The sequence below is a fragment of the Gillisia marina genome (assembly GCF_000258765.1).
GTDB classification, from domain to species: Bacteria; Bacteroidota; Bacteroidia; order Flavobacteriales; family Flavobacteriaceae; genus Gillisia; species Gillisia marina.
The window spans coordinates 1-20,130 of sequence record NZ_AJLT01000038.1 but is presented as its reverse complement, the minus strand read 5'-3'; the positions used below and the strand labels follow the sequence as shown (position 1 = coordinate 20,130).

21 protein-coding genes and 1 pseudogene are annotated in these 20,130 nt (G+C 36.4%); 17 read left to right on the top strand and 5 right to left on the bottom strand.

Features of this window, described 5'->3' with window-relative positions; translation table 11 throughout:
- Nucleotides 1-36 precede the first annotated feature (36 nt).
- Nucleotides 37-791, bottom strand: a pseudogene (locus ON07_RS15160) (SDR family NAD(P)-dependent oxidoreductase).
- Between the two features lie 174 nt (nucleotides 792-965).
- Between ON07_RS15160 and ON07_RS09885 the strand changes: the two are divergent.
- The 13 genes from ON07_RS09885 (at nucleotide 966) to ON07_RS09830 (ending at nucleotide 14,054) form a co-directional block, all read left to right on the top strand.
- Nucleotides 966-1,787, top strand: coding sequence for a DUF4382 domain-containing protein (locus ON07_RS09885; protein ID WP_010230802.1), 822 nt, complete (start codon nucleotides 966-968; stop codon nucleotides 1,785-1,787).
- Nucleotides 1,788-1,941: 154 nt separating this feature from the next.
- Nucleotides 1,942-2,946, top strand: coding sequence for an AAA family ATPase (locus ON07_RS09880; RefSeq protein WP_010230800.1), 1,005 nt, complete (start codon nucleotides 1,942-1,944; stop codon nucleotides 2,944-2,946).
- 68 nt (nucleotides 2,947-3,014) lie between these two features.
- Nucleotides 3,015-3,881 carry a DUF58 domain-containing protein gene (locus ON07_RS09875; protein ID WP_010230798.1) on the top strand — a complete coding sequence of 289 codons (867 nt, stop codon included), beginning with the start codon at nucleotides 3,015-3,017 and terminating at the stop codon, nucleotides 3,879-3,881.
- A gap of 9 nt (nucleotides 3,882-3,890) precedes the next feature.
- Nucleotides 3,891-5,585: a hypothetical protein gene (locus ON07_RS09870; protein ID WP_010230795.1), complete on the top strand. Its 1,695-nt coding sequence runs from the start codon at nucleotides 3,891-3,893 to the stop codon at nucleotides 5,583-5,585.
- Nucleotides 5,585-6,589 (top strand): vWA domain-containing protein, encoded by a 1,005-nt coding sequence (locus ON07_RS09865; protein ID WP_010230792.1) that lies wholly within the window; start codon nucleotides 5,585-5,587, stop codon nucleotides 6,587-6,589. Before ON07_RS09870 ends, ON07_RS09865 begins: the two co-directional genes overlap by 1 nt.
- Before the next feature lie 42 nt (nucleotides 6,590-6,631).
- A complete protein-coding gene (locus ON07_RS17810) occupies nucleotides 6,632-6,838 on the top strand; it encodes a BatA domain-containing protein (RefSeq protein WP_316928132.1) in 207 nt (68 codons plus the stop codon).
- Between the two features lie 35 nt (nucleotides 6,839-6,873).
- Complete coding sequence (locus tag ON07_RS15155) at nucleotides 6,874-7,671, top strand: VWA domain-containing protein (RefSeq protein ID WP_316928131.1); 798 nt, start codon at nucleotides 6,874-6,876, stop codon at nucleotides 7,669-7,671.
- Nucleotide 7,672: 1 nt separating this feature from the next.
- A complete protein-coding gene (locus ON07_RS09855) occupies nucleotides 7,673-8,572 on the top strand; it encodes a tetratricopeptide repeat protein (protein WP_010230789.1) in 900 nt (299 codons plus the stop codon).
- Nucleotides 8,573-8,609: 37 nt separating this feature from the next.
- A complete protein-coding gene (locus tag ON07_RS09850) occupies nucleotides 8,610-10,367 on the top strand; it encodes a BatD family protein (RefSeq protein ID WP_010230787.1) in 1,758 nt (585 codons plus the stop codon).
- Between the two features lie 2 nt (nucleotides 10,368-10,369).
- Nucleotides 10,370-11,116: an SH3 domain-containing protein gene (locus tag ON07_RS09845; RefSeq protein ID WP_010230784.1), complete on the top strand. Its 747-nt coding sequence runs from the start codon at nucleotides 10,370-10,372 to the stop codon at nucleotides 11,114-11,116.
- A gap of 81 nt (nucleotides 11,117-11,197) precedes the next feature.
- Nucleotides 11,198-11,479 (top strand): hypothetical protein, encoded by a 282-nt coding sequence (locus tag ON07_RS09840; RefSeq protein WP_010230782.1) that lies wholly within the window; start codon nucleotides 11,198-11,200, stop codon nucleotides 11,477-11,479.
- Nucleotides 11,480-11,573: 94 nt separating this feature from the next.
- A complete protein-coding gene (locus ON07_RS09835; RefSeq protein WP_010230778.1) occupies nucleotides 11,574-12,197 on the top strand; it encodes a carbonic anhydrase family protein in 624 nt (207 codons plus the stop codon).
- A 3-nt stretch (nucleotides 12,198-12,200) separates the two neighbouring features.
- On the top strand, nucleotides 12,201-14,054 hold the full coding sequence (locus tag ON07_RS09830; RefSeq protein ID WP_010230774.1) for a SulP family inorganic anion transporter: 1,854 nt from the start codon (nucleotides 12,201-12,203) through the stop codon (nucleotides 14,052-14,054).
- Nucleotides 14,055-14,128: 74 nt separating this feature from the next.
- On the opposite strand, the gene ON07_RS09825 is transcribed toward ON07_RS09830, so the two are convergent.
- The gene (locus ON07_RS09825) at nucleotides 14,129-14,656 is read right to left on the bottom strand and encodes a CvpA family protein (protein ID WP_010230771.1); all 528 of its coding nucleotides are present in this window, start codon (nucleotides 14,654-14,656) and stop codon (nucleotides 14,129-14,131) included.
- A gap of 46 nt (nucleotides 14,657-14,702) precedes the next feature.
- On the opposite strand from ON07_RS09825, the gene ON07_RS09820 reads away from it, so the two are divergent.
- The 3 genes from ON07_RS09820 to ON07_RS09810 all read left to right on the top strand — a co-directional run bounded on the left by ON07_RS09820 (nucleotide 14,703) and on the right by ON07_RS09810 (nucleotide 16,545).
- On the top strand, nucleotides 14,703-15,059 hold the full coding sequence (locus ON07_RS09820) for a hypothetical protein (protein WP_010230769.1): 357 nt from the start codon (nucleotides 14,703-14,705) through the stop codon (nucleotides 15,057-15,059).
- A gap of 67 nt (nucleotides 15,060-15,126) precedes the next feature.
- Nucleotides 15,127-16,149 (top strand): phenylalanine--tRNA ligase subunit alpha, encoded by a 1,023-nt coding sequence (pheS, locus tag ON07_RS09815; protein ID WP_010230767.1) that lies wholly within the window; start codon nucleotides 15,127-15,129, stop codon nucleotides 16,147-16,149.
- Nucleotides 16,150-16,545, top strand: coding sequence for a hypothetical protein (locus ON07_RS09810; RefSeq protein WP_010230765.1), 396 nt, complete (start codon nucleotides 16,150-16,152; stop codon nucleotides 16,543-16,545). It abuts the gene before it with no gap.
- A 4-nt stretch (nucleotides 16,546-16,549) separates the two neighbouring features.
- Here ON07_RS09810 and ON07_RS09805 read toward each other — a convergent pair whose 3' ends face one another.
- Together ON07_RS09805 and ON07_RS09800 are read right to left on the bottom strand one after the other, a co-directional pair.
- Nucleotides 16,550-17,464, bottom strand: a complete 915-nt coding sequence (locus ON07_RS09805) for an EamA family transporter (RefSeq protein WP_010230763.1) — start codon at nucleotides 17,462-17,464, stop codon at nucleotides 16,550-16,552.
- Nucleotides 17,465-17,503: 39 nt separating this feature from the next.
- Nucleotides 17,504-18,499: an NAD(P)H-dependent glycerol-3-phosphate dehydrogenase gene (locus ON07_RS09800; protein ID WP_010230761.1), complete on the bottom strand. Its 996-nt coding sequence runs from the start codon at nucleotides 18,497-18,499 to the stop codon at nucleotides 17,504-17,506.
- 297 nt (nucleotides 18,500-18,796) lie between these two features.
- On the opposite strand from ON07_RS09800, the gene lysM reads away from it, so the two are divergent.
- On the top strand, nucleotides 18,797-19,297 hold the full coding sequence (lysM, locus tag ON07_RS09795; protein ID WP_010230758.1) for a peptidoglycan-binding protein LysM: 501 nt from the start codon (nucleotides 18,797-18,799) through the stop codon (nucleotides 19,295-19,297).
- Between the two features lie 147 nt (nucleotides 19,298-19,444).
- Here lysM and nadD read toward each other — a convergent pair whose 3' ends face one another.
- A complete protein-coding gene (gene nadD, locus ON07_RS09790) occupies nucleotides 19,445-20,029 on the bottom strand; it encodes a nicotinate (nicotinamide) nucleotide adenylyltransferase (protein ID WP_010230757.1) in 585 nt (194 codons plus the stop codon).
- Nucleotides 20,030-20,130: the final 101 nt, after the last annotated feature.

Here is a 20,130-nt window from a genome sequence, read left to right as displayed (position 1 = left end):
TAAAAGTTAGAAATTTTGATATAATTAAAATAGGTTTTAAGAATCTTTATTTAGAATGGTACTACTCGCTTGTGCCGAAGGCATTACGGTAAGATCTGCAATATTTACATGATAGGGCCTGGAGACCACAAAAGAGATAATATCTGCAATATCTTCAGGCTGAAGCGCTTCAAAGCCCTGATAGACTTTTCCTGCTCTTTCCTCATCTCCTTTAAAACGCACTTTGCTGAACTCAGTTTGGGTTAAGCCTGGATTTATGGCGCCCACTTTAATTCCGGTTTTATTAAGATCTATTCGCATTCCTTGGTTTAGGGCATCTACCGCAAACTTACTGGCGCAATACACATTTCCATTGGGATATACTTCTTTGCCGGCAGTAGAACCAATATTAATGATATGCCTGATTTTCGTTCGATCATGCCGGGAATTATTGCTTTACTAACATAAAGCAAGCCTTTCACATTAATATCCAACATGGCATCCCAATCCTCTAAATTTCCATTTTGGATGGGATCCAAACCATGAGCATTTCCTGCATTATTAATTAAAATGTCTATATTTTGAAAGGATTCCGGCAAGCTTTCAATTTTTTTATGCACTTCATTTTTATCCCTGACATCGAAATTTAATGTGGTGACAGAGACTTGTTTAGAGAGTTCTGTTTCCAATTCGCTTAAAACCGCTGTTTTTCTTCCGCATAAGATCAAGTTGATATTCTTTTCAGCAAATGCAAGAGCAGTTGCTTTTCCAATTCCGCTAGTGGCTCCTGTGATTAAGGCTAATTTTGTCATATTATTTTATTGAGATTTTAAAGATCATTTTAAGTTATAAAATGTATTCAGATTTAGAATGGTACGATTTGTAAACGAATGTTAAGACTTGTTAAAAATAGTTAATTATAGACTCCTCATAAAATCTATGTAACAATGCTTCGTTATCCTCTCCAAAACCAAATCAATTTAAATATGAAAAAGCGTTTAACGAATATGAGAATGAAGAAATTTACAGGATTTTTAATGGCAATATTGGCTGTTACTGTGTTGTTTAGTTGTAGCAATGACGATTCTAGCAACGGTGATTCTGCGAGAGTGAAAGTGAGAATGACTGATGCTCCGGGTGATTACAAAGCTGTTTTTGTAAATGTTGTTGATGTTATGGTAAAATCGGACGCATCGGCTTCAGAAGAAGGATGGGTTAGTTTAGCCGGGGTACAAACAGGAATGTATGATCTTTTAACCTTAACGGGCGGAGTAACACAGTTGTTGGCAGATGCTGAAGTGGAAGCTGGCTACCTTAGTCAGATTAGACTAGTATTGGGTGGAGACAATTATTTAATTTTAAATGATGGTTCAAGACAAGAACTTAGCACGCCAAGTGCGCAGCAATCTGGATTAAAGATTAAAGTAGATCAAGAATTAGAGGCAGGACAAGAGTATGAGTTCTTATTAGATTTCGATGTAGATCAATCTATCGTAACTGCTGGTAACTCTGGTGGATTTATTTTGAAGCCGGTTATTCGTGCTACTGCAACTGCTGAAACTGGAACTATTGTAGGAGCAGTTCACCCAACAAATTTTCAATATGAGGTTACTGCACAAAATGCAACGGCTAAAATTTCTGCTTTTACAAATACTAATGGAGAGTTTGCTTTAAATGGTGTGCCTGCAGGAGTTTATAAAATAACTATAACACCATCATTAGCTTCAGCATTTCAAGTGAAAACCATGAATAATATAGAAGTTACCGCTAATGGAACTATAGATTTAGAAACCATCTTTTTGAATTAGAGGTTAGATTTCTTTTTCAGAAGGGCTCACTAAGATTGAAAATTTTAGTGAGCCCTATTTTTTTTTCTTTCATTTTAACGTTTATGGTTCAATAATTGCTCTATTTGCACCTTTCGTAATTTGTAAATATCTTCACATAATAAATTGAATATTCATGATAGAAAATAATGCTACAGTAGACATTTCAAGTCTTAATGAGAAAATAGAGAGAGAAAGTGCTTTTGTCGATATTCTTACAGCAGAGATCAATAAAGTGATCGTGGGGCAAAAGGAAATGGTAGAGCGTTTATTGATTGGGTTATTGGGGCAAGGGCATATCCTTTTAGAAGGTGTTCCAGGGCTCGCAAAAACCTTGGCAATTAACACCCTTTCTCAAGCAGTACATGGAAGCTTCAGTAGAATTCAGTTTACGCCAGATCTTTTACCTGCAGATGTTGTGGGAACGATGATCTATAATATGAAGGTGAATGATTTCAGCATTAAAAAAGGACCGATTTTCGCCAATTTTGTGCTGGCAGATGAGATTAACCGTGCTCCCGCAAAAGTGCAGTCGGCTTTATTAGAAGCTATGCAGGAAAAGCAAGTTACTATTGGAGACGAAACTTTTATTTTAGATCGACCATTTTTAGTGATGGCTACGCAAAACCCGGTGGAGCAAGAAGGAACCTATCCGTTGCCGGAAGCACAGGTGGATAGATTTATGTTGAAGACGGTGATAGATTATCCTCAAATGGCTCATGAGCAGCTTATAATGAGGGCTAATTTGAAAGGAGGCTTCGAAAAAGTAAATCAGGTGGTGAGCTTAGAGCAAATTGCCAGAGCGCAAGCGGCGGTTCGAGAAGTGTATATGGACGAGAAGATCGAAAAATACATTTTAGATATCGTCTTTGCTACCAGAAATCCTGAAAAATATAATCTCCCAGATTTAAAACCACTAATCAACTTTGGAGCTTCTCCAAGAGGAAGTATCAATTTGGCAATCGCTGCTAAATGTTATGCTTTTATAAAACGCAGAGGTTATGTGATTCCTGAAGACGTGCGAGCCATCGTGTACGATGTGCTTAGACACAGAATTGGAATTACCTATGAAGCCGAAGCAGAAAATGTAACTTCCGAAGATATTATCCAGAAGATCATTAACGAGGTAGAAGTACCTTAGAATGATTTTTAAATAACACACCTTCCAAAAAATAATCTTATTCCACATTCATCAGAGCTTTAAAAGCTATGGATACCAAAGAACTCCTTAAGAAAGTCCGAAAAATTGAGATCAAGACCAGACGCTTGAGCAATCACGTGTTTGGCGGCGAATATCATTCTACCTTTAAAGGTCGAGGGATGACTTTTAGTGAAGTTCGGAGTTATCAATTTGGTGATGATGTGCGAAGTATAGATTGGAATGTTACCGCTAGATATAATGAGCCTTTTGTAAAGGTTTTCGAGGAAGAGCGAGAGTTAACCATGATGTTGGTGGTGGATATTTCCGGATCTGAATTTTTTGGAACGAGCCAACAGTCTAAAAAAGAAATTGTTACTGAAATCGCTGCGACTTTAGCATTTTCGGCCACTCAAAACAATGATAAAATTGGTTTGTTGTTATTTTCAGATCAAATGGAATTATTTATTCCGCCGAAAAAGGGAAGATCTCATGTGCTTCGAATTATTCGGGAATTGCTTGAATTTGAACCTAAAGGCAGAAAGACAGATCTAGTTGAAGCTCTTAAATATGTGAGTAATGTGATGAAAAAGAAAGCGATCATTTTTGTGCTTTCAGATTTTATGACAGATGGCTATCAGCAAACTTTAAAAATCCTTAGCGGAAAGCACGACGTTACCGGGATTCGAATTTACGATGCGCGTGAAGAGGAAATTCCTAATCTTGGGTTGGTACAAATGTTAGATGGAGAGACCGGAGAGATGATGATGGTGAACACCGGCGCTAAATCTGTTAGAACCGCATATGCTAAATATTTTAGAGAGCGTGAAGATTATTTTAAAGATAGCTTTAATAAAAGTGGTGCGGGCACTATAAATGCTCGAGTAGATGAAAGTTATGTGAAAAAATTGTTGGGATATTTTAAAAGAAGAGGCTAAGGATTTATAATGACAAAAAAATATTCAACATTTAGAAAGTTCGGTTTACTTACTATGCAACGGGCTTATATTTTTAATATTTTCAGTGTAGCGAAAGGCTTCGGAAAAATGACATTTTTCGGATTGCTCTTATTTTCATCTTTGAATTCTTTTGCTCAAAATCCGAAAATTTCTGCCGGAATAGATTCGACTTCCATAAAAATTGGAGAGCAAATAAAATATCAGATCTCTGTTGAAGCAGATTCAACAGCATTGGTGGTTTTTCCGGAAGGAGCAAGCTTTAATCCTTTAGAAGTAGTGGAATCTTTAGCTGCCGATACTTCCAGAATAGAAAATAGATTCAGATTACTTAAAGAATATTATTTAACTCAGTTTGATTCGGGGAGTTATACCATTCCGCAGCAACGAATTTTAATAAATGAAAGGCCCTTTTTAACCGATTCTTTTCAGGTGGAGGTTGCCGATGTGGTGGTAGATACTACCAAACAAAAAATGTTTCCTATAAAACCGGCCATGGAAGTGCCTTCCGGTTTTGAAATTCCAAACTGGATTTGGTGGGTGTTGGGAATATTGATATTAGCAGGAGTTGCCTTTTATTTTATCCGAAGAAAAAAGAAAAGAGATGCTGCAATTAAAGAATTACCACCCTATGAAAGGGCTTTATTTGAATTGGAGCAATTGGATAAATCTCATTTATTGGAAAATAGGCAAACCAAGGAATACTATTCAAAATTAACCGAAGCGGTAAGACGATATATAGAAGATGAGGTGCATTTACGCGCAATGGAAAGTACCACTTCAGAGCTTATTCATTTCTTGGAAATCAAAAAAGAAACTGGAGAGCTCAAGTTAAGTGAACAAACAATTACAGATCTTCAGGTGATCCTTCAACGTGCCGATCTCGCAAAATTTGCCAATACGAAGCCGGATATTATTACCGCTAAAAGCGATAGATCTAAGATTGAACATGTAATTATAGATACAAAGGCCGCAATTCCTGAGCCTACAGAAGAGGAATTACTAAAAGATGAAGAATACAGACAACTTCAGTTAAAAAAGAGGAAAAAGAAGAAGATTATTACTGCCTCACTTGCAGGATTGGTTTTAATTTTCATCGTTGGAACCATTTTGGTAAACACGAAAGGCTATGATTATTTGGTAGACTTTTTTGGTGGCAATCCAACAAAAGAATTACTGGATGGCGAGTGGATCCAAAGTGAATATGGAGATCCATCGGTGAGCATTATTACTCCGCGAGTCCTTAAACGTGGCGAGATAGATATGCCAAATGAAGCCAAGGAAATGTTGGTTGGCAATGAAACTTTTATCGATGGGATGCTGGAAGAAGAGCTGTACGTGGTTTTAAGTACAGTAAGATTTCAAGAAGGTGTGAAATTTGAATTGGATACTGCGGTGGAAGGTGTTTATGCCAACTTGGAAAAGAAAGGGGCTAAGAATATTATCACAAAAGATGAAACTTATATCACTTTGGAAGGGGTAGAGGGAGTAAAAGTCTTCGGAACATTAGAAATGGAAATTCCGAAAAAGGATAGAAGCATTAATAAAAAATATATCATTCTGAATTTTGCGGTAAATGGCGGTTTTCAGCAAATAACTGTGATCTATAACGAGCAGGATGCGTATGCGGATGAGATTGCAAATAGAATAATCAATTCCGTTGAATTTGAAAAAACCACAAATTAATGTTTGACAATTTCACATTTGAGAATCCGGAGTTTTTCTGGCTTTTGGTTTTATTACCAATAGCAGCGGTTTGGTATTTTTGGAAACGGGATAAACTACAGGCTTCCTTAAAGATGTCCAGCATCCAAGGTTTTAAAAAGAACCGTAGTGTGTTGCCATACCTAAAACATGGGTTATTTATCCTGCGTTTAGCTGCTTTAGCTTTTCTAATCGTTGCAATGGCGAGACCTAGAACTACAGACATTTCAACAAAAACCACTTCTACAGAAGGGATAGATATAGTATTGGCAATAGATGTCTCCGCAAGTATGTTGGCTCGCGATCTTAAACCAAATAGATTGGAAGCCTTGAAAGAAGTGGCTAGTGAATTTATTAAGGGCAGACCAACAGATAGAATTGGATTGGTGCAATATGCAGGAGAAAGCTTTACGAAAACCCCGATTACCAGCGATAAGGCTGTCGTATTAAGTTCCTTAAAAGATATAGATTATAGTCCGGTTTTGGTAAATGGAACCGCTATTGGAATGGGTTTGGCAACATCGGTTAACAGGATCAAAGACAGCAAAGCTTTAAGTAAAGTGATTATTTTATTAACAGATGGAGTGAACAATGCCGGATTTATAGATCCTAAGATAGCAAGCGAATTGGCTGTTGAATATGGCATAAAAGTATATACTATTGGGGTGGGAAGCAATGGAATGGCGCTTTCGCCAATTGGTATTTTGCCCAATGGAAATTTCCAATACGGGAATCAGAAAGTTGAAATTGACGAAGATTTGCTGAAAGAAATTGCGCGTACCACCGGAGGAAAATATTTTAGAGCTACCAATAATAAGAAGTTGGAAGATATCTATGAAGAAATTGATAGTCTGGAAAAAACCGAAGTAGAAGAATTTAAATACTATAATTATCAGGAGAATTTTAGAATGTTGGTGTTAATCGCCGGATTCTTATTGCTGCTGGAATTATTTTTGAGGTTCACGATTTTTAGAAGTTTTATTTAGAGAAAAGCAGGAGCTAATTCTCACATTTATAAAGGAACACAGATGTATATTTTAGAAGACGAAAAATTTTTCTGGTTATTGCTGATCATTCCGGCATTGATAGTTCTTTTTATTGGCTTGTTATTTTGGAGAAAATCCAAGCAAAAGCATTTTGCGAGTCCGGAAATGCTGGAACAGCTCACTCCCGATAAGTCTGTTTTTAAGGCTTGGTTAAAATTCAGTTTATTATTATTGGCATTTGCTGTTTAATCTTTGCCTTGGTAAATCCTAAAATAGGAACCAAAATGGAAACGGTGACTAGGGAAGGGGTGGATATTGTTTTCGCTATAGATGTTTCTAAAAGTATGGAGGCAGAAGATGTTGCTCCAAACAGATTGGAAAAATCTAAACAATTGGTCACTCAGATCATCAATAATTTGGCGAGCGATAGAATTGGTATTATCGCCTATGCAGGAAGTGCTTTCCCGCAGCTTCCAATTACTACAGATTATGCTTCGGCTAAAATGTTTTTGCAGGCTATGAATACCGATATGGTTTCTTCTCAAGGAACCGCTATCAAAGAAGCGATCGAACTTTCTTCAACATATTTCAATGAAGAAGATGCCACCAGCAAAGTGCTTTTTATCATCAGTGACGGGGAAGATCATGAAGGGGATATTGGAAATGTGGCAAAAGAAGCTGCCGAAAAAGGGATACGTATCTTTACCATTGGAGTAGGTTCTATTAAAGGCGGGCCAATCCCGATTAAGAGGAATGGCGTGATTCAATCTTATAAAAAAGATCAGAATGGAGAGACGGTAATCACAAAGCTGAATGAAAATACCTTAAAGGAAATTGCAGATGATGCCGATGGAGAATATATTCAAGGGAATGTCACAAATTCAGTATTGGAAAAAGTGACAGAAAGCCTTCAGAAGTTAGATAAAACCGAGTTTGAAGCGAAACAATTTGCAGATTATCAGTCACAATTTCAGTGGTTTTTGGGATTGGCAATATTGTTGCTGCTTTTAGATGTGTTTTTATTTGAGCGAAAAACAAGATGGATCAAAAGATTGAATCTGTTTAACGAACATAAAAATTAAGATGAAGCACTTTTTCATAATTCATTTAACCCCTTCGCGCATCAATTTATTTTTGATGGGCTTTTTCTTGTTGTCTTTAGGTTTGCAAGCTCAAACGCTTCAGGAGAACGATAAAAAATTGGATAGGGAAACCAATAAGATCTTAAAAACTGCCGAAGAAGAATTGGGAGAAAACGATTTTTCTTCCGCAGAAGCTTCCTATAGAAAAGCGGTTTCAAAAAATGAAACTAGTACAAAAGCCAGATATAATATGGCCAATATGTACTACGGAAAAGAGAAGCCTGCACAAGCTACTTCCAGATACAAAGAGGCTGCAAAAGTGGCAGAAACAAAGGAAGAGAAGCATGATGTTTTTCATAATATGGGCAACTCCTATATGGAGCATAAAAAGTATGCTGAAGCAATAGCGGCTTATAAAAATGCGTTGAGAAATATCCCGACAGATGAAGAAACCAGATACAATTTGGCCTTAGCTAAGAAGATGTTGGAAAAAGAGCAACAAGAAAATAAAGATCAGGACGATAAGAAGGACGATCAAAAAGATAAAGAGCAGGAAAAAGAAGATCAGAATAAGGACAAGAAAGAGGACGATCAAGGAGAAAAGGATAAAAAAGAGCAAGGCGATAATAAAGAGAATGAAGGAGGAGATAAGGAAGAGGAGCCTAAAAAAGAACCTGAGAAGCAGGATGATAAAGGTGAGCCAAAGAATGAAAAAGAGCAAAAAGACGAGAAGGGTGAACAGGAAAAAGAGCAACCACAGCAGCCTCAACCGGGACAACTTTCTCCTCAGCAAATAAAAAATTTATTGGAAGCCATGAACAATGAAGAGAAAAAGGTTCAGGATAAAATAAATGCTGAAAAGGCAAAAGGAGCAAAAACAAAAACAGCCAAGGACTGGTAGCAAGAATAAAGAACTCGATAAAAAAGAGCATTAAAGAATGAAATTAAGAATAATCATACTGTCGTTTTTTCTAGCGATCTCTACGATTTCTGTTGCTCAGGTGAAGTTTGAAGCCAAAGCGAGCAAGAATAAGTTAGGTGTTAATGAACGCCTGCGAATAGATTTTGAAATGAATAAAGATGGGGACAATTTTAACCCGCCTTCTTTTAAAGGATTTACTGTTGTTGGAGGGCCTAATCAGGCGGTTAGCAACAGCTGGATCAATGGAAAACGCACCTATTCTAAAACCTATAGTTATTTTCTCGCACCAACCTCTCGAGGAAAATTCACGATAGGGCAGGCCGAGATCACCATAGACGACGATGTTTATAAGACAACCCCAATTCAGGTTGAGGTTACGGCTGCGGTAGAAACTCCTAAAGATGGGAACAATTCGGACTTTGTAGCTTCAGAAAACCTTCATCTAGTCGCCGAAATTTCCGATTCCAATCCGTTTTTGAATGAAGCCATCACGGTGGTTTATAAATTATATGTAAGTCCATTAGTGAGCGTGAGCAATTGGCGGGAAATGGATAGCCCGGTTTACAGCGATTTTTGGAGTCAGAATATAGACATTAGGCAGTTAAAAATTGAATCTGGAACTTATGAGGGAGAACCTTATAGGTATGTGGTGCTTAGAAAAACTATTTTATATCCTCAAAAAACAGGAGAACTGGAAATACAACCCTTGGCACTATCTGTATCTGTAGATGTGCCAAGTGAAAGACGAGATATATTTGGCGGCAGATTGTATACAACCGTGGATAAAACGGTTACTGCAGGTAAAAGAACAATTAATGTAAAGCCATTGCCACTCGCAAATAAACCGGCGAATTTTACAGGAGCCGTTGGAGATTTTGATTTTAAGGTAACATCTAGTAAGACCAAATTAGCTGCTACGGAATCTTTAACGTTAAAAGTACAGGTTTCGGGAAAAGGGAATTTAAAACTCTTTGATCTTCCAAAGCTGGAAGTGCCCAATTCTATAGAATTATACGAACCGGAACGCATTGAAAATGTACGAACAGATTTGAATGGAACTCAAGGGAGAATTGCAGATACGTATACTGTAGTGCCTAATCAAAAAGGTAATTTCCCTATTCCTGCCTTGTCGTTTTCTTATTTCGATCTAAGAAGTAAAAGTTATAAAACCATCAATGCTGAAGAAATTTTGTTGGAAGTATCGGCACCTCCGGCTAATTCGGCTTTTTCAACAGGGAATAATGTGAACAAACTTCCAGTGGAAGCCACCGGAAAACAGTTCGAATATATCAAGTTAAGCACTAATCTAAAGCCAATTAATTCCGGTCCTTTTTTGGGTTCAACATTATTTTGGACTTTTCTATCGCTCCCAATTGCTGTTGTGTTTTTAGGAATTATTCTCGGGAAAAAGAGACGAGAGATGGCTGAAGATATACAGGGTAAAAAGATTAAAAAAGCGAATCGTCTTGCAAAGAAATACCTTTCTGAGGCTAAGAATAATTTAGGAGATCAAAAGGCATTTTATATTGCATTGGAGCGGGCGTTGCACAATTATTTGAAAGCTAAGTTGCATATTCAGACCAACGAAATGAGCAAGGAAAAGATTTCCTCACTATTAAGCGAGAAGAATGTGGATCCTGAAACCAGCAAAGAGTTTATTTCTCTTGTAGAAAGCTGTGAGTTTGCAAGGTATGCTCCTTCGTCCAGTGTTTCGATGAATCAGGATTACGAAAAAGCCGCAACTAGCATTTCAGCATTAGATAAACAATTATAAGCATGAAAAGAATTTTCTTCCTCTTCCTTTTAATTTGTGCTCCAATGATGGGGCAGAGCAATGCTTTATTTGAAAAAGCTAATGAAGCCTATAATGATGGGGATTATCCTGAAGCTGTAAGCCGATACACCGAAGTGCTTAAAAATGGAGAAGAATCGGCAGAGTTATATTTCAACCTAGGAAATGCTCACTATAAACTCAATCATATAGCCGAAAGTATTTATAATTACGAAAAAGCTTTATTGTTAGATCCTGGAGACAAAACGATTCAAAACAATCTGGAATTTGCTAATAATATGGTGGTCGACGATATTAAAGCGGTGCCAAAATCTGGATTGTCTAATTTTATAAATGGAATTATTGGAGTATTTAGTTTTAATGGATGGGCGTGGATTGCAATCATTGGAGCGACCATTTTCGCAATTTTATTTCTGCTTTATTATTTCAGCCTTGGCAGTAAATGGAAACGCTTGTTTTTCACCATTTCAATTACAGCCGTAGTAATTGCCTTTATCTCCTTGATTTTTGCCTTTCATTTGAAAAATGTTACGGAGAACAATGAGTTTGCAATTGTTTTTGCTGAGGAAGTTGCTGTTAGAAATGAGCCAAACCCAAGAGGTAATGAACTTTTCCTATTACATGAGGGAACAAAAGTGCAAATTTTAAATACGTTCCAGGATTGGGTGCAATTGGAGCTAGAAAATGGCTCTACTGGCTGGATGTTGGAATCTGCCGTAAAATTTCTTTAATAGTTTTACCTATATCCCACCTTCAATAAGTTTAAATGCCTATATTTCCCATAGTGCTTAGTATTTAGTATTTTTGCATTTATGAAAAATTTCGCCTATTTATTAATAATTGTTATAGTTGGCTATGTTGTAGCTCCATCTATAATGGTCATGGTAGATAATCCTACTGAGATCTCTTTTATTGATGAAGAAGGCACCAAGGATAATACGACTGAACTGGATAAGAAAACCGAATTCTTTGACGAAAGTGAGTTTGGTAATTATTCTGTAACATCAGTCGAAAGTAGCTCTACTTCCTTGAGTTCAGTTCAGGTAGATAAAAGTTTTATACCTGACCCTATTTCCCCACCACCCCGCGTTTAATTACTAGTTTTCAGTTTTATAGATTAAAGAGATAGAATTTTGGATACGATCCAAAAATTCTAATTATAAATTATTTTTAAAATTAAATTTTGATATGATTACTTCAATAGTGAATAAAGAAAAGCAAACAAATTTTACTCCACAAACAGTATTAGAAGACCTTTTAGAAGGTAATAAAAGATTTACAAGTGCTAAAACATTAGATCGGGATTACTCCTCTCAATTAAAGCAAGCTGTAGAAGGGCAGTGGCCTAAAGCCGTTGTTTTAGGATGTATAGATTCTCGAGTACCCGTAGAGACAATTTTCGACCAAGGAGTAGGAGATTTATTTGTTGCACGTGTGGCAGGAAATTTCGAGAATACAGATATCTTAGGGAGTATGGAATATTCTTGTAAAGTAGCCGGTTCTAAATTGGTAATGGTTTTAGGTCATGAAAGTTGTGGTGCTGTTAAAGCAGCTTGCGACGATGTTAAACTAGGAAATATTACACATCTTTTAAGCAATATTAAACCAGCCGTAGAAGGAACAAAAGAAGATGGAGAAAGAAATTCTTCTAATCCGGAATTTGTTGCGAAGGTTATTGAAAATAATGTAAAAATGACCATTGAAAGAATTCGTGAAAAAAGCGAAATCTTGAAGGAAATGGAAGATAATGGAGAAATTAAAATTGTTGGTGGAGTTTATTCTATTTGCACAGGAGCAATAACCTTAATATAAAATATGAAAAATTTATTCTCAAATTTAAAAGGTGATATTTTTGGTGGTATTACCGCTGGTATCGTTGCTCTTCCGTTAGCACTTGCCTTTGGAGTGCAATCTGGACTTGGGCCAGATGCCGGTCTTTACGGTGCTATTTTTATAGGTTTTTTCGCATCTCTTTTTGGAGGAACTAACACGCAAATTTCAGGGCCTACTGCACCTATGACAGCGGTATCCATGGTGATTATTGCTGGAATTATTGCGGCTAACGATGGAGATGTAGCTAATGCGCTGCCTTACATCTTAATGGTTTTCCTTTTGGCCGGTTTAATGCAGGTAGTGCTTGGGGTGCTAAAATTAGGAAAGTATATTAAGTATATTCCTTATCCGGTGGTTTCTGGTTTCATGACGGCCATTGGGGTAATTATTTTAATTACACAATTTTTGCCTTTGTTAGGTTATTATGTTACAGATGATAAAGAATATATTTCGCAGTATACACCACAGGCAGAGGAAGTGATTCTTGAAAAAATTCTTCAGGATGAAGCAGGTGAAGGGGTTTTAGTGCTGGAAAATTTTCAGGAAACCATAAATCGCGCAGAAACGGTATCTGAAGCGGAAGTAGAGGCAGAGGCCTTGAATCTTGCAAAAAGTTCTAGTTCCGGGGTAATTGGTGCTATAAAAACTTTACCACGAGCCTTAGCGAATATTGATTATTTGGAATTATCATTGGCGCTGCTCACGGTTTTTATAATTTTTGGTTTTAAGCGAATTACAACCACGATCCCTAGTACGCTGGTGGCGTTGCTAGTGGTGTCGCTGGGTGCATATTTTTTAGGCCTAGATTATAAACCAATCCAGCAGATTCCAAGTGGATTCCCAATGCCTCATTTCGAAATCTTTGCAGATTTTAAACTGGCAATGCTCACCCCTTATATTTTCACCGCGTTGACATTGGCATTATTGGGAGCGATCGATTCCTTATTAACATCTGTAGTTGCAGATAATATGACCAAGACCAAACACAATCCTAATAAGGAATTGGTGGGTCAAGGTATTGGAAATAGTGTTGCGGCTTTATTTGGAGGAATTCCGGGAGCAGGAGCAACTATTAGAACGGTAGTAAACATTAATTCTGGAGGTAAAACTAGATTATCGGGGATGATGGCTTCTATACTATTATTAGTTGTATTATTAGCATTAGGGCCTATTGCATCTCAAATTCCTGCCGCAGTTTTAGCGGGAATTCTTATTACTGTAGGTATTGGTGTAATGGATTATAAAGGCTTAAAAGCAATTCCTCATATGCCACGTACAGAAGTAGTAATTATGTTGGTAGTAATGCTCTTAGCAACTTTTTGGAATCTAGTGTATGCTGTGGGAATAGGACTTGTAATTGCTTCCTTGATTTTCATGAAGAAAATGGGAGAAGTGTCTGCCATGCAGGCGAAAGTTGTCCCATTAGGAGCTGCTGACGAGATGCTTAATAGAACGGATGAAAAAGCTTTACCAACGAATTTAAAAGAAGAAGTATTTATTAAGAGGTTGGAAGGTCCATTGTTCTTTGGTTATACGAGTGACTTTCAGCTTTTGGCGAATCAAATTCCAAGTACAGCATCTCATGTAATTGTAAAAATGGGAAGAGTACCTTATATAGATCAATCTGGGTTATATGCTTTGGAGGATGTATTATTGAAACTTCAGCAGGATGGAGTGACGGTTCTTATTTCTGGTTTGCAAGAACAGCCAAGGTTGTTGATGGAAAAAATCGATATTATTCCAGATTTGGTAAGTAACGATCACATATTTTCCAACTTCTCAAGTTGTATGGAATATGTAAAAGCTAATGTAGAAGACAGAGTGACCTCTATTTAAAAGTTAGGTCTCTTTAACCAAAAAACCCGAACATGTATGTGTTCGGGTTTTTTTTTATTTTGTTAATGAATTTGTTAAGCTTCAGATTCTTCTCCCTCTTTAATAAGATCCAATTCCCGTGCTTCTCTTAGAATTGCCGGGATAAAGTTTGGCGCTATCGTTCTAATAGGAGCATACAAAATGGAGTCTTCCAAGGTTTCTTCTTCCACGATATTGATATCCTCATTTGTAGAACCAAAGAACATTATCACTACACTAACCACAAAAGCCACTTTTAAAAAGCCAAAACCGGCACCAATTAATTTATTTAGAAGTCCGAGAGCAGCAAAACCTGCTACTTTGGTAAGAAATTTCCCGGCTAGTGAAATTAAGAACACAACCATTATAAAGGTGATAGCGAAAGATGCTAGATTAACAAACCTCATATTCCAGGAAACTCTTTCAACTAAATAATCGCTTAAATAATGCGAAAAATAGACCGCAATATAAATTCCTAGAATAAAACCAATTAAGGAAGCCAGTTCAGCAAAAAAACCACGAAAAAAACCTCGTACAAGTCCGTATAATAGGATTACGCCTAATATAATATCTACAATATTCATCTTTTTTGGATAGTGTTACAAGCCCTAAGATACGTATCTTTGCCAAATGGCAAGAGATGAACAATTAAAAGAGCGATGGGGAGTTTTGCAACAAAAAATCTCCAATCAGTTTGCAGATGGAGATTTGTTAGATCTGGACGCAATTATATATTTGGTGGGCGTTCAGGAATTGGGACAACCGCACAGAAAATTCAAAAAAGATCATAAACTAGATTTAATGCATATCGCGATATGTAGGCTTTTAGAACCTTATGGGTATTATGAATTCGAATATTTTGATGAAGATAGTTGGCCGCATTATAAAACTTTAGAAGCGTTACCTAGCCTAAAAGCTGGGGAGCAATCGGTTTTAATGAAAGAAGCGATCGTAAACTATTTTTTAGAAAAAGGATATATAGAATAAGCTAAATTGGATAGTAGGCAAAATGCTCAATTTTAGTAAATTTGCCCCTCTTTAAAGAAATGTATTGATGATTGATAAGATAAAGGAGCATATTTCGAAAGTAGAAGGATTTAATTCAGATAATCCTGCAGAAATAGAAGCTTTCAGAATTGAATATTTGGGAAAGAAAGGTTTTTTAAATCAGTTTTTTGCTGAATTTAAAAACGTGCCTAACGATCAGAAAAAAGATTTTGGTCAAGCCATTAATACACTAAAAAATGCTGCTACCGAGAAAGTAGCTACTTTAAAGGAAGCCTTAGAAGGCAAGCAAGAAGAAAAAGGGAAGTATGGCGATCTTACAAGACCATCTGAGCCTATTCAAATAGGAAGCAGGCACCCAATTTCTATTGTTAAAAATCAGATTATCGAGATCTTTTCGAATATTGGTTTCAATGTTTCTGAAGGACCAGAAATTGAAGATGATTGGCATAATTTTACAGCATTAAATCTTCCGGAATATCACCCTGCGAGAGATATGCAGGATACATTTTTTATCCAAACAGACCCGTCAGATATTTTATTGCGTACCCACACTTCGTCTGTACAGGTGCGATATATGGAGGAAAACAAACCGCCAATTAGAACCATTTCTCCGGGAAGGGTTTTTAGAAACGAAGCAATTTCAGCAAGATCACATTGTATCTTTCATCAAGTTGAAGGATTGTACATAGATAAAGATGTTTCGTTTGCAGATCTTAAGCAAACCTTGTTATATTTTACAAAACAACTCTTCGGGAAATCTAAAATAAGACTTAGACCTTCTTACTTCCCTTTTACAGAGCCAAGTGCTGAAGTAGATATTTATTGGGGACTGGAAACAGAAACCGATTATCGTATCACAAAAGGAACCGGTTGGTTAGAAATTATGGGTTGCGGAATGGTAGATCCAAATGTCTTAAAGAACTGCGGAATTGACCCTACGGAATATTCAGGTTTTGCTTTTGGAATGGGAATAGAGCGAATTGCGATGTTATTATACCAAATAGGAGATATTAGAATGTTTTACGAGAATGATGTACGTTTCTTGGAGCAATTTAAATCGGCTTTGTAATTGAGAAAAGATATTGAAATACCTGAAGTAAACGATGTTTATGTTGCGGCTGTGTACGAACAGCATCCGGAATATAAAACGATGGATTGGAATGTCTATATTATCAATGACAAAAAGATTCCGTTGGAGATGATCCTTATTGTTGCCAGCGGCTCTAACGATAAGAAGATCACTCCTGCTATGAGGCATTCTATAAAAGTGCTTCCCGCTAAATACTTCGCCAAAATCGAATTCTTACAAGAGAAGTTATTGCAATTAGACAACAAATTTGCTATTACCTTTTTTGCCGATGGGAAAATGTATGAACGCACATTTACACTGCCAATGAACACGGTGAAAGAAACTGCGTTGGGAGAAATCCCGATTATGAATTTGAAAGGTATTTTAGCAGAATAGTTTGCTATTCGCTTACCTGTTTCTTCTTAGCTTTAAAAAGTTTAGGCATATTCATTAGAATTACAGATCCTAGAATAATTATAATTCCAATCCACTGATACACATTTATTACTTCGTCCAATAATAAGTAAGCTAAAATCACAGCTACAGGAAGTTCTACAGAAGATATAATTGCTCCCAAACCTACATTTATCTTAGGCATTCCACTTGTAAAAAGGATTGGAGGCAAGATAGTTCCAAATAGAGCCAAGATTAATCCCCACTTTTTAAAGATGTCTAAATTGAATTGCTCTATTAGAAACGGAGCAGAGATAATTGCGATTATAAGGGTGCCGCCTAACATCATCCACAAACTTCTTCTAAAGGAATGTAAATGCAATGCTAAGATGTTCGAAGTATAAATGGTTACAGTATAAGACAAAGCCGCTAAAAGTCCCCAGCCAACACCTCGCCAATCTAATTCCAGAGAGTCCATTAAGATGTTTGTTGCCAAAACAGTTCCAATAAGAATTACTATTACGGCAAGTATCTTATTTAATCCAGGTTTTTTCTTGGTCATGAAAGCCTCCAACAAAACTCCCATCCAAACACTTTGCATCAATAGAACGATTCCTATAGAAACCGGAATATATTTAACTGCGATATAGTAAAAGATACTGGTAAGACCTAAAGAAGTTCCTGCAGCCATAAGCTTTAAGATACTTTTGGTCTTGGTTTCCTCTACATAGTTCTGTTTTTCTTTTACGAATAAGAAATTTATAATTATGAGTCCGATAAGACCTAACAGCATTTGAGAAAAAGTGATTTCATAGGAGGTATAACCTTCAGCATAAGCCATTTTCACAAAAGTAGTAAGCATTCCATAGCTGGATGCTCCTAAAGCAACCAAAAGGCTGCCTTTTAGGATAGAGTTATTCATAAATTAAGTATAGATGTTTTGGAAAGCAGAAAGTTTAAGTTAATCCAGCTTTTCGGCAAGTTTTTTAAATACCATTTTCGGGTTTTCCCCCTCGTATAATATGCTGTATACAGCGTCGATAATAGGGGTTTTTGCCCCTTTCTCTTTGTTTATTTTATAAGCACTCTCGGTAGCATAATAACCTTCGGCCACCATGCTCATTTCCATTTGTGCACTTTTAACGGTGTAGCCTTTACCTATCATATTCCCAAACATTCTATTTCTACTAAACACAGAATATCCGGTTACCAATAGATCTCCCAGATAGGCAGAATCGTTGATGTTTCGCTTCATCTTATGTACCTTCTTAATGAACTTTTTCATCTCTCGAATGGCGTTACTCATTAAAACACTCTGGAAATTATCGCCATAACCTAGTCCGTGTGCGATACCGGCAGCTATTGCATAAATATTTTTAAGCATGGCAGCATACTCAGTTCCGTTTACATCGTCGCTGGTTTTACAAGTGATATAATCACTTTGCAAGTGTGCCGCCATAATCTTCGCTTTTTCTTCATCCAAACAAGCTATTGTAAGATAAGAAAGACGCTCCAAAGCTACTTCTTCTGCATGACAAGGTCCTGTAATTACACCTATATTGTCATCTGGAACATCATATTCCTGATTAAAATGCTCTCCTACAATTAAACTAGTTTCCGGCACAATACCTTTAATTGCTGAAAAGATCACTTTTCCATCTAGAGATTCGGTTAGATAATCCAATTCTCTTTTTACAAATGCTGAAGGGATGGCAAATATTAGATAATCTGAATTTCTTACTACTTCATTAATATCACTGCTTAAATGAAGTTGCTTCACATCAAATTCAACAGAACTTAAATAGTTAGGGTTATGATCTTGTGTTCTTATATGTTCTATGGCTGTTTCGCTTCGCATGTACCAATTAATCTCATCAAGATTTTCGGTTAACATTTTCACGATTGCTGTGGCCCAACTTCCGCCACCAAATACACCAAATTTGAGAGTGTTATTCATAATTTATTTTCTTCGCTTCAAAAATACATATTTTAAACATAAAGTAATTTCTTCCGATTTTTTATTGGCCAACTACAATCTTTTTATTTTTAAACCGTTATAAAATGGAAGAATGGTAGTGTAAATATTATCATCTTCAGATTTAGTTTTTTGGTTGGTTATTTATTGAAACAGCGTAGGGTTTACAAAGCTCTGCGCTGTTTTTTTAAATACTAACAAAACTTTAATACAAATAATATAGTTTGTGTAAGGCTGAATTTGTAATTTGTAGGAAGAAAACTAACCAAAAAAAATATAATGGGATTATTCACTTTTATTAAGAATGCCGGAGCCAAAATTTTTGGATCTAAGAAAAATACTAGAGATAAAGCTGCTGTAGTAACTGCTGAAAAAGAGAGGGAAGAGGAGTTGGAAAACGCAAAAGCAGCCCAAAAATTAGAAACAACTATCCATGATCTTAATCTAAAAGTTCAAAATCTTAAAATTCATATTGAAGATGATATGGCCACGATAAGTGGGAAAGCATACGATCAATCGACTAGAGAAAAGATTATTTTAGTAGTTGGAAATGTAGATGGAATTGCGCAGGTAGACGATAATATGGAGGTGGAGAATAAAGAACCTGAAGCTGTATTCCATACTGTAGAAAGAGGAGATACATTAAGTAAAATAGCAAAAGAACATTACGGATCTGCAAATAAATATCCAGAGATATTTGAAGCAAATAAACCAATGCTTACAGATCCAGATAAAATATATCCGGGACAAGTTTTACGAATTCCGGCTTTGAAAAAGTAAAGGATTAATGTTTAATTAAAGGACTGTTTAAAAAATTTGAGGTGTTATATTGAGCGCAGTCGAAGTGCTATGTTATAGTTCCACAATGAAAAAAGTAGGATCAATTAACTCAACTGGAAGATCAACATAATTTTTTAAACAGTTTTTTTATTTATAAAAGTTCATCTTATCTAAATAGTTCCACACTTTCTCGGGTATCATGGGCCTAATATTCTTTCCTTCTTTAACAGCCTTTCTTATAAATGTTGAAGACAGTTCGATAATTGGAGCAGGCACACGTGTAATTTTTTTGTGATCAATAAATTCATTTTCTACCAAGCCATTGGATATTCTTGGATATACAAAAATGGAATATCGCTCTAAGATTACCTCATAATTCCTCCATTTATGGAAACTCTTCAAATTGTCCTCTCCCATAATTAGCGCAAATTCCAGATCTGGATATTTCTCTTCTAACTGGATCAAGGTTTTTATGGTGTAATTTGGTTGTGGAAGACCAAATTCGATATCACTAGGTTTTAACTTAGGGTAATCTTCACAGGCTTTATAAACCATCTCTAAGCGATGATGATTATCTAGCAAGCTACTTTTCTTTTTAAAAGGATTATGAGGCGTAACAACCATCCAAACTTCATCCAGCTCAGAGAATTCCACCATATAATTGGCAATTATAAGGTGTCCGGAATGGATAGGGTTAAATGTGCCAAAATAAAGACCTACCTTTTTTTTCATTCTACTTCGCTATTGGCCTCTACAAAAGTGGAAACAAGATCATAAGCTTCATCCAGTGCCACTTGTAAATTGTTGTTTTCTATTATAAAATCGAATTGGGG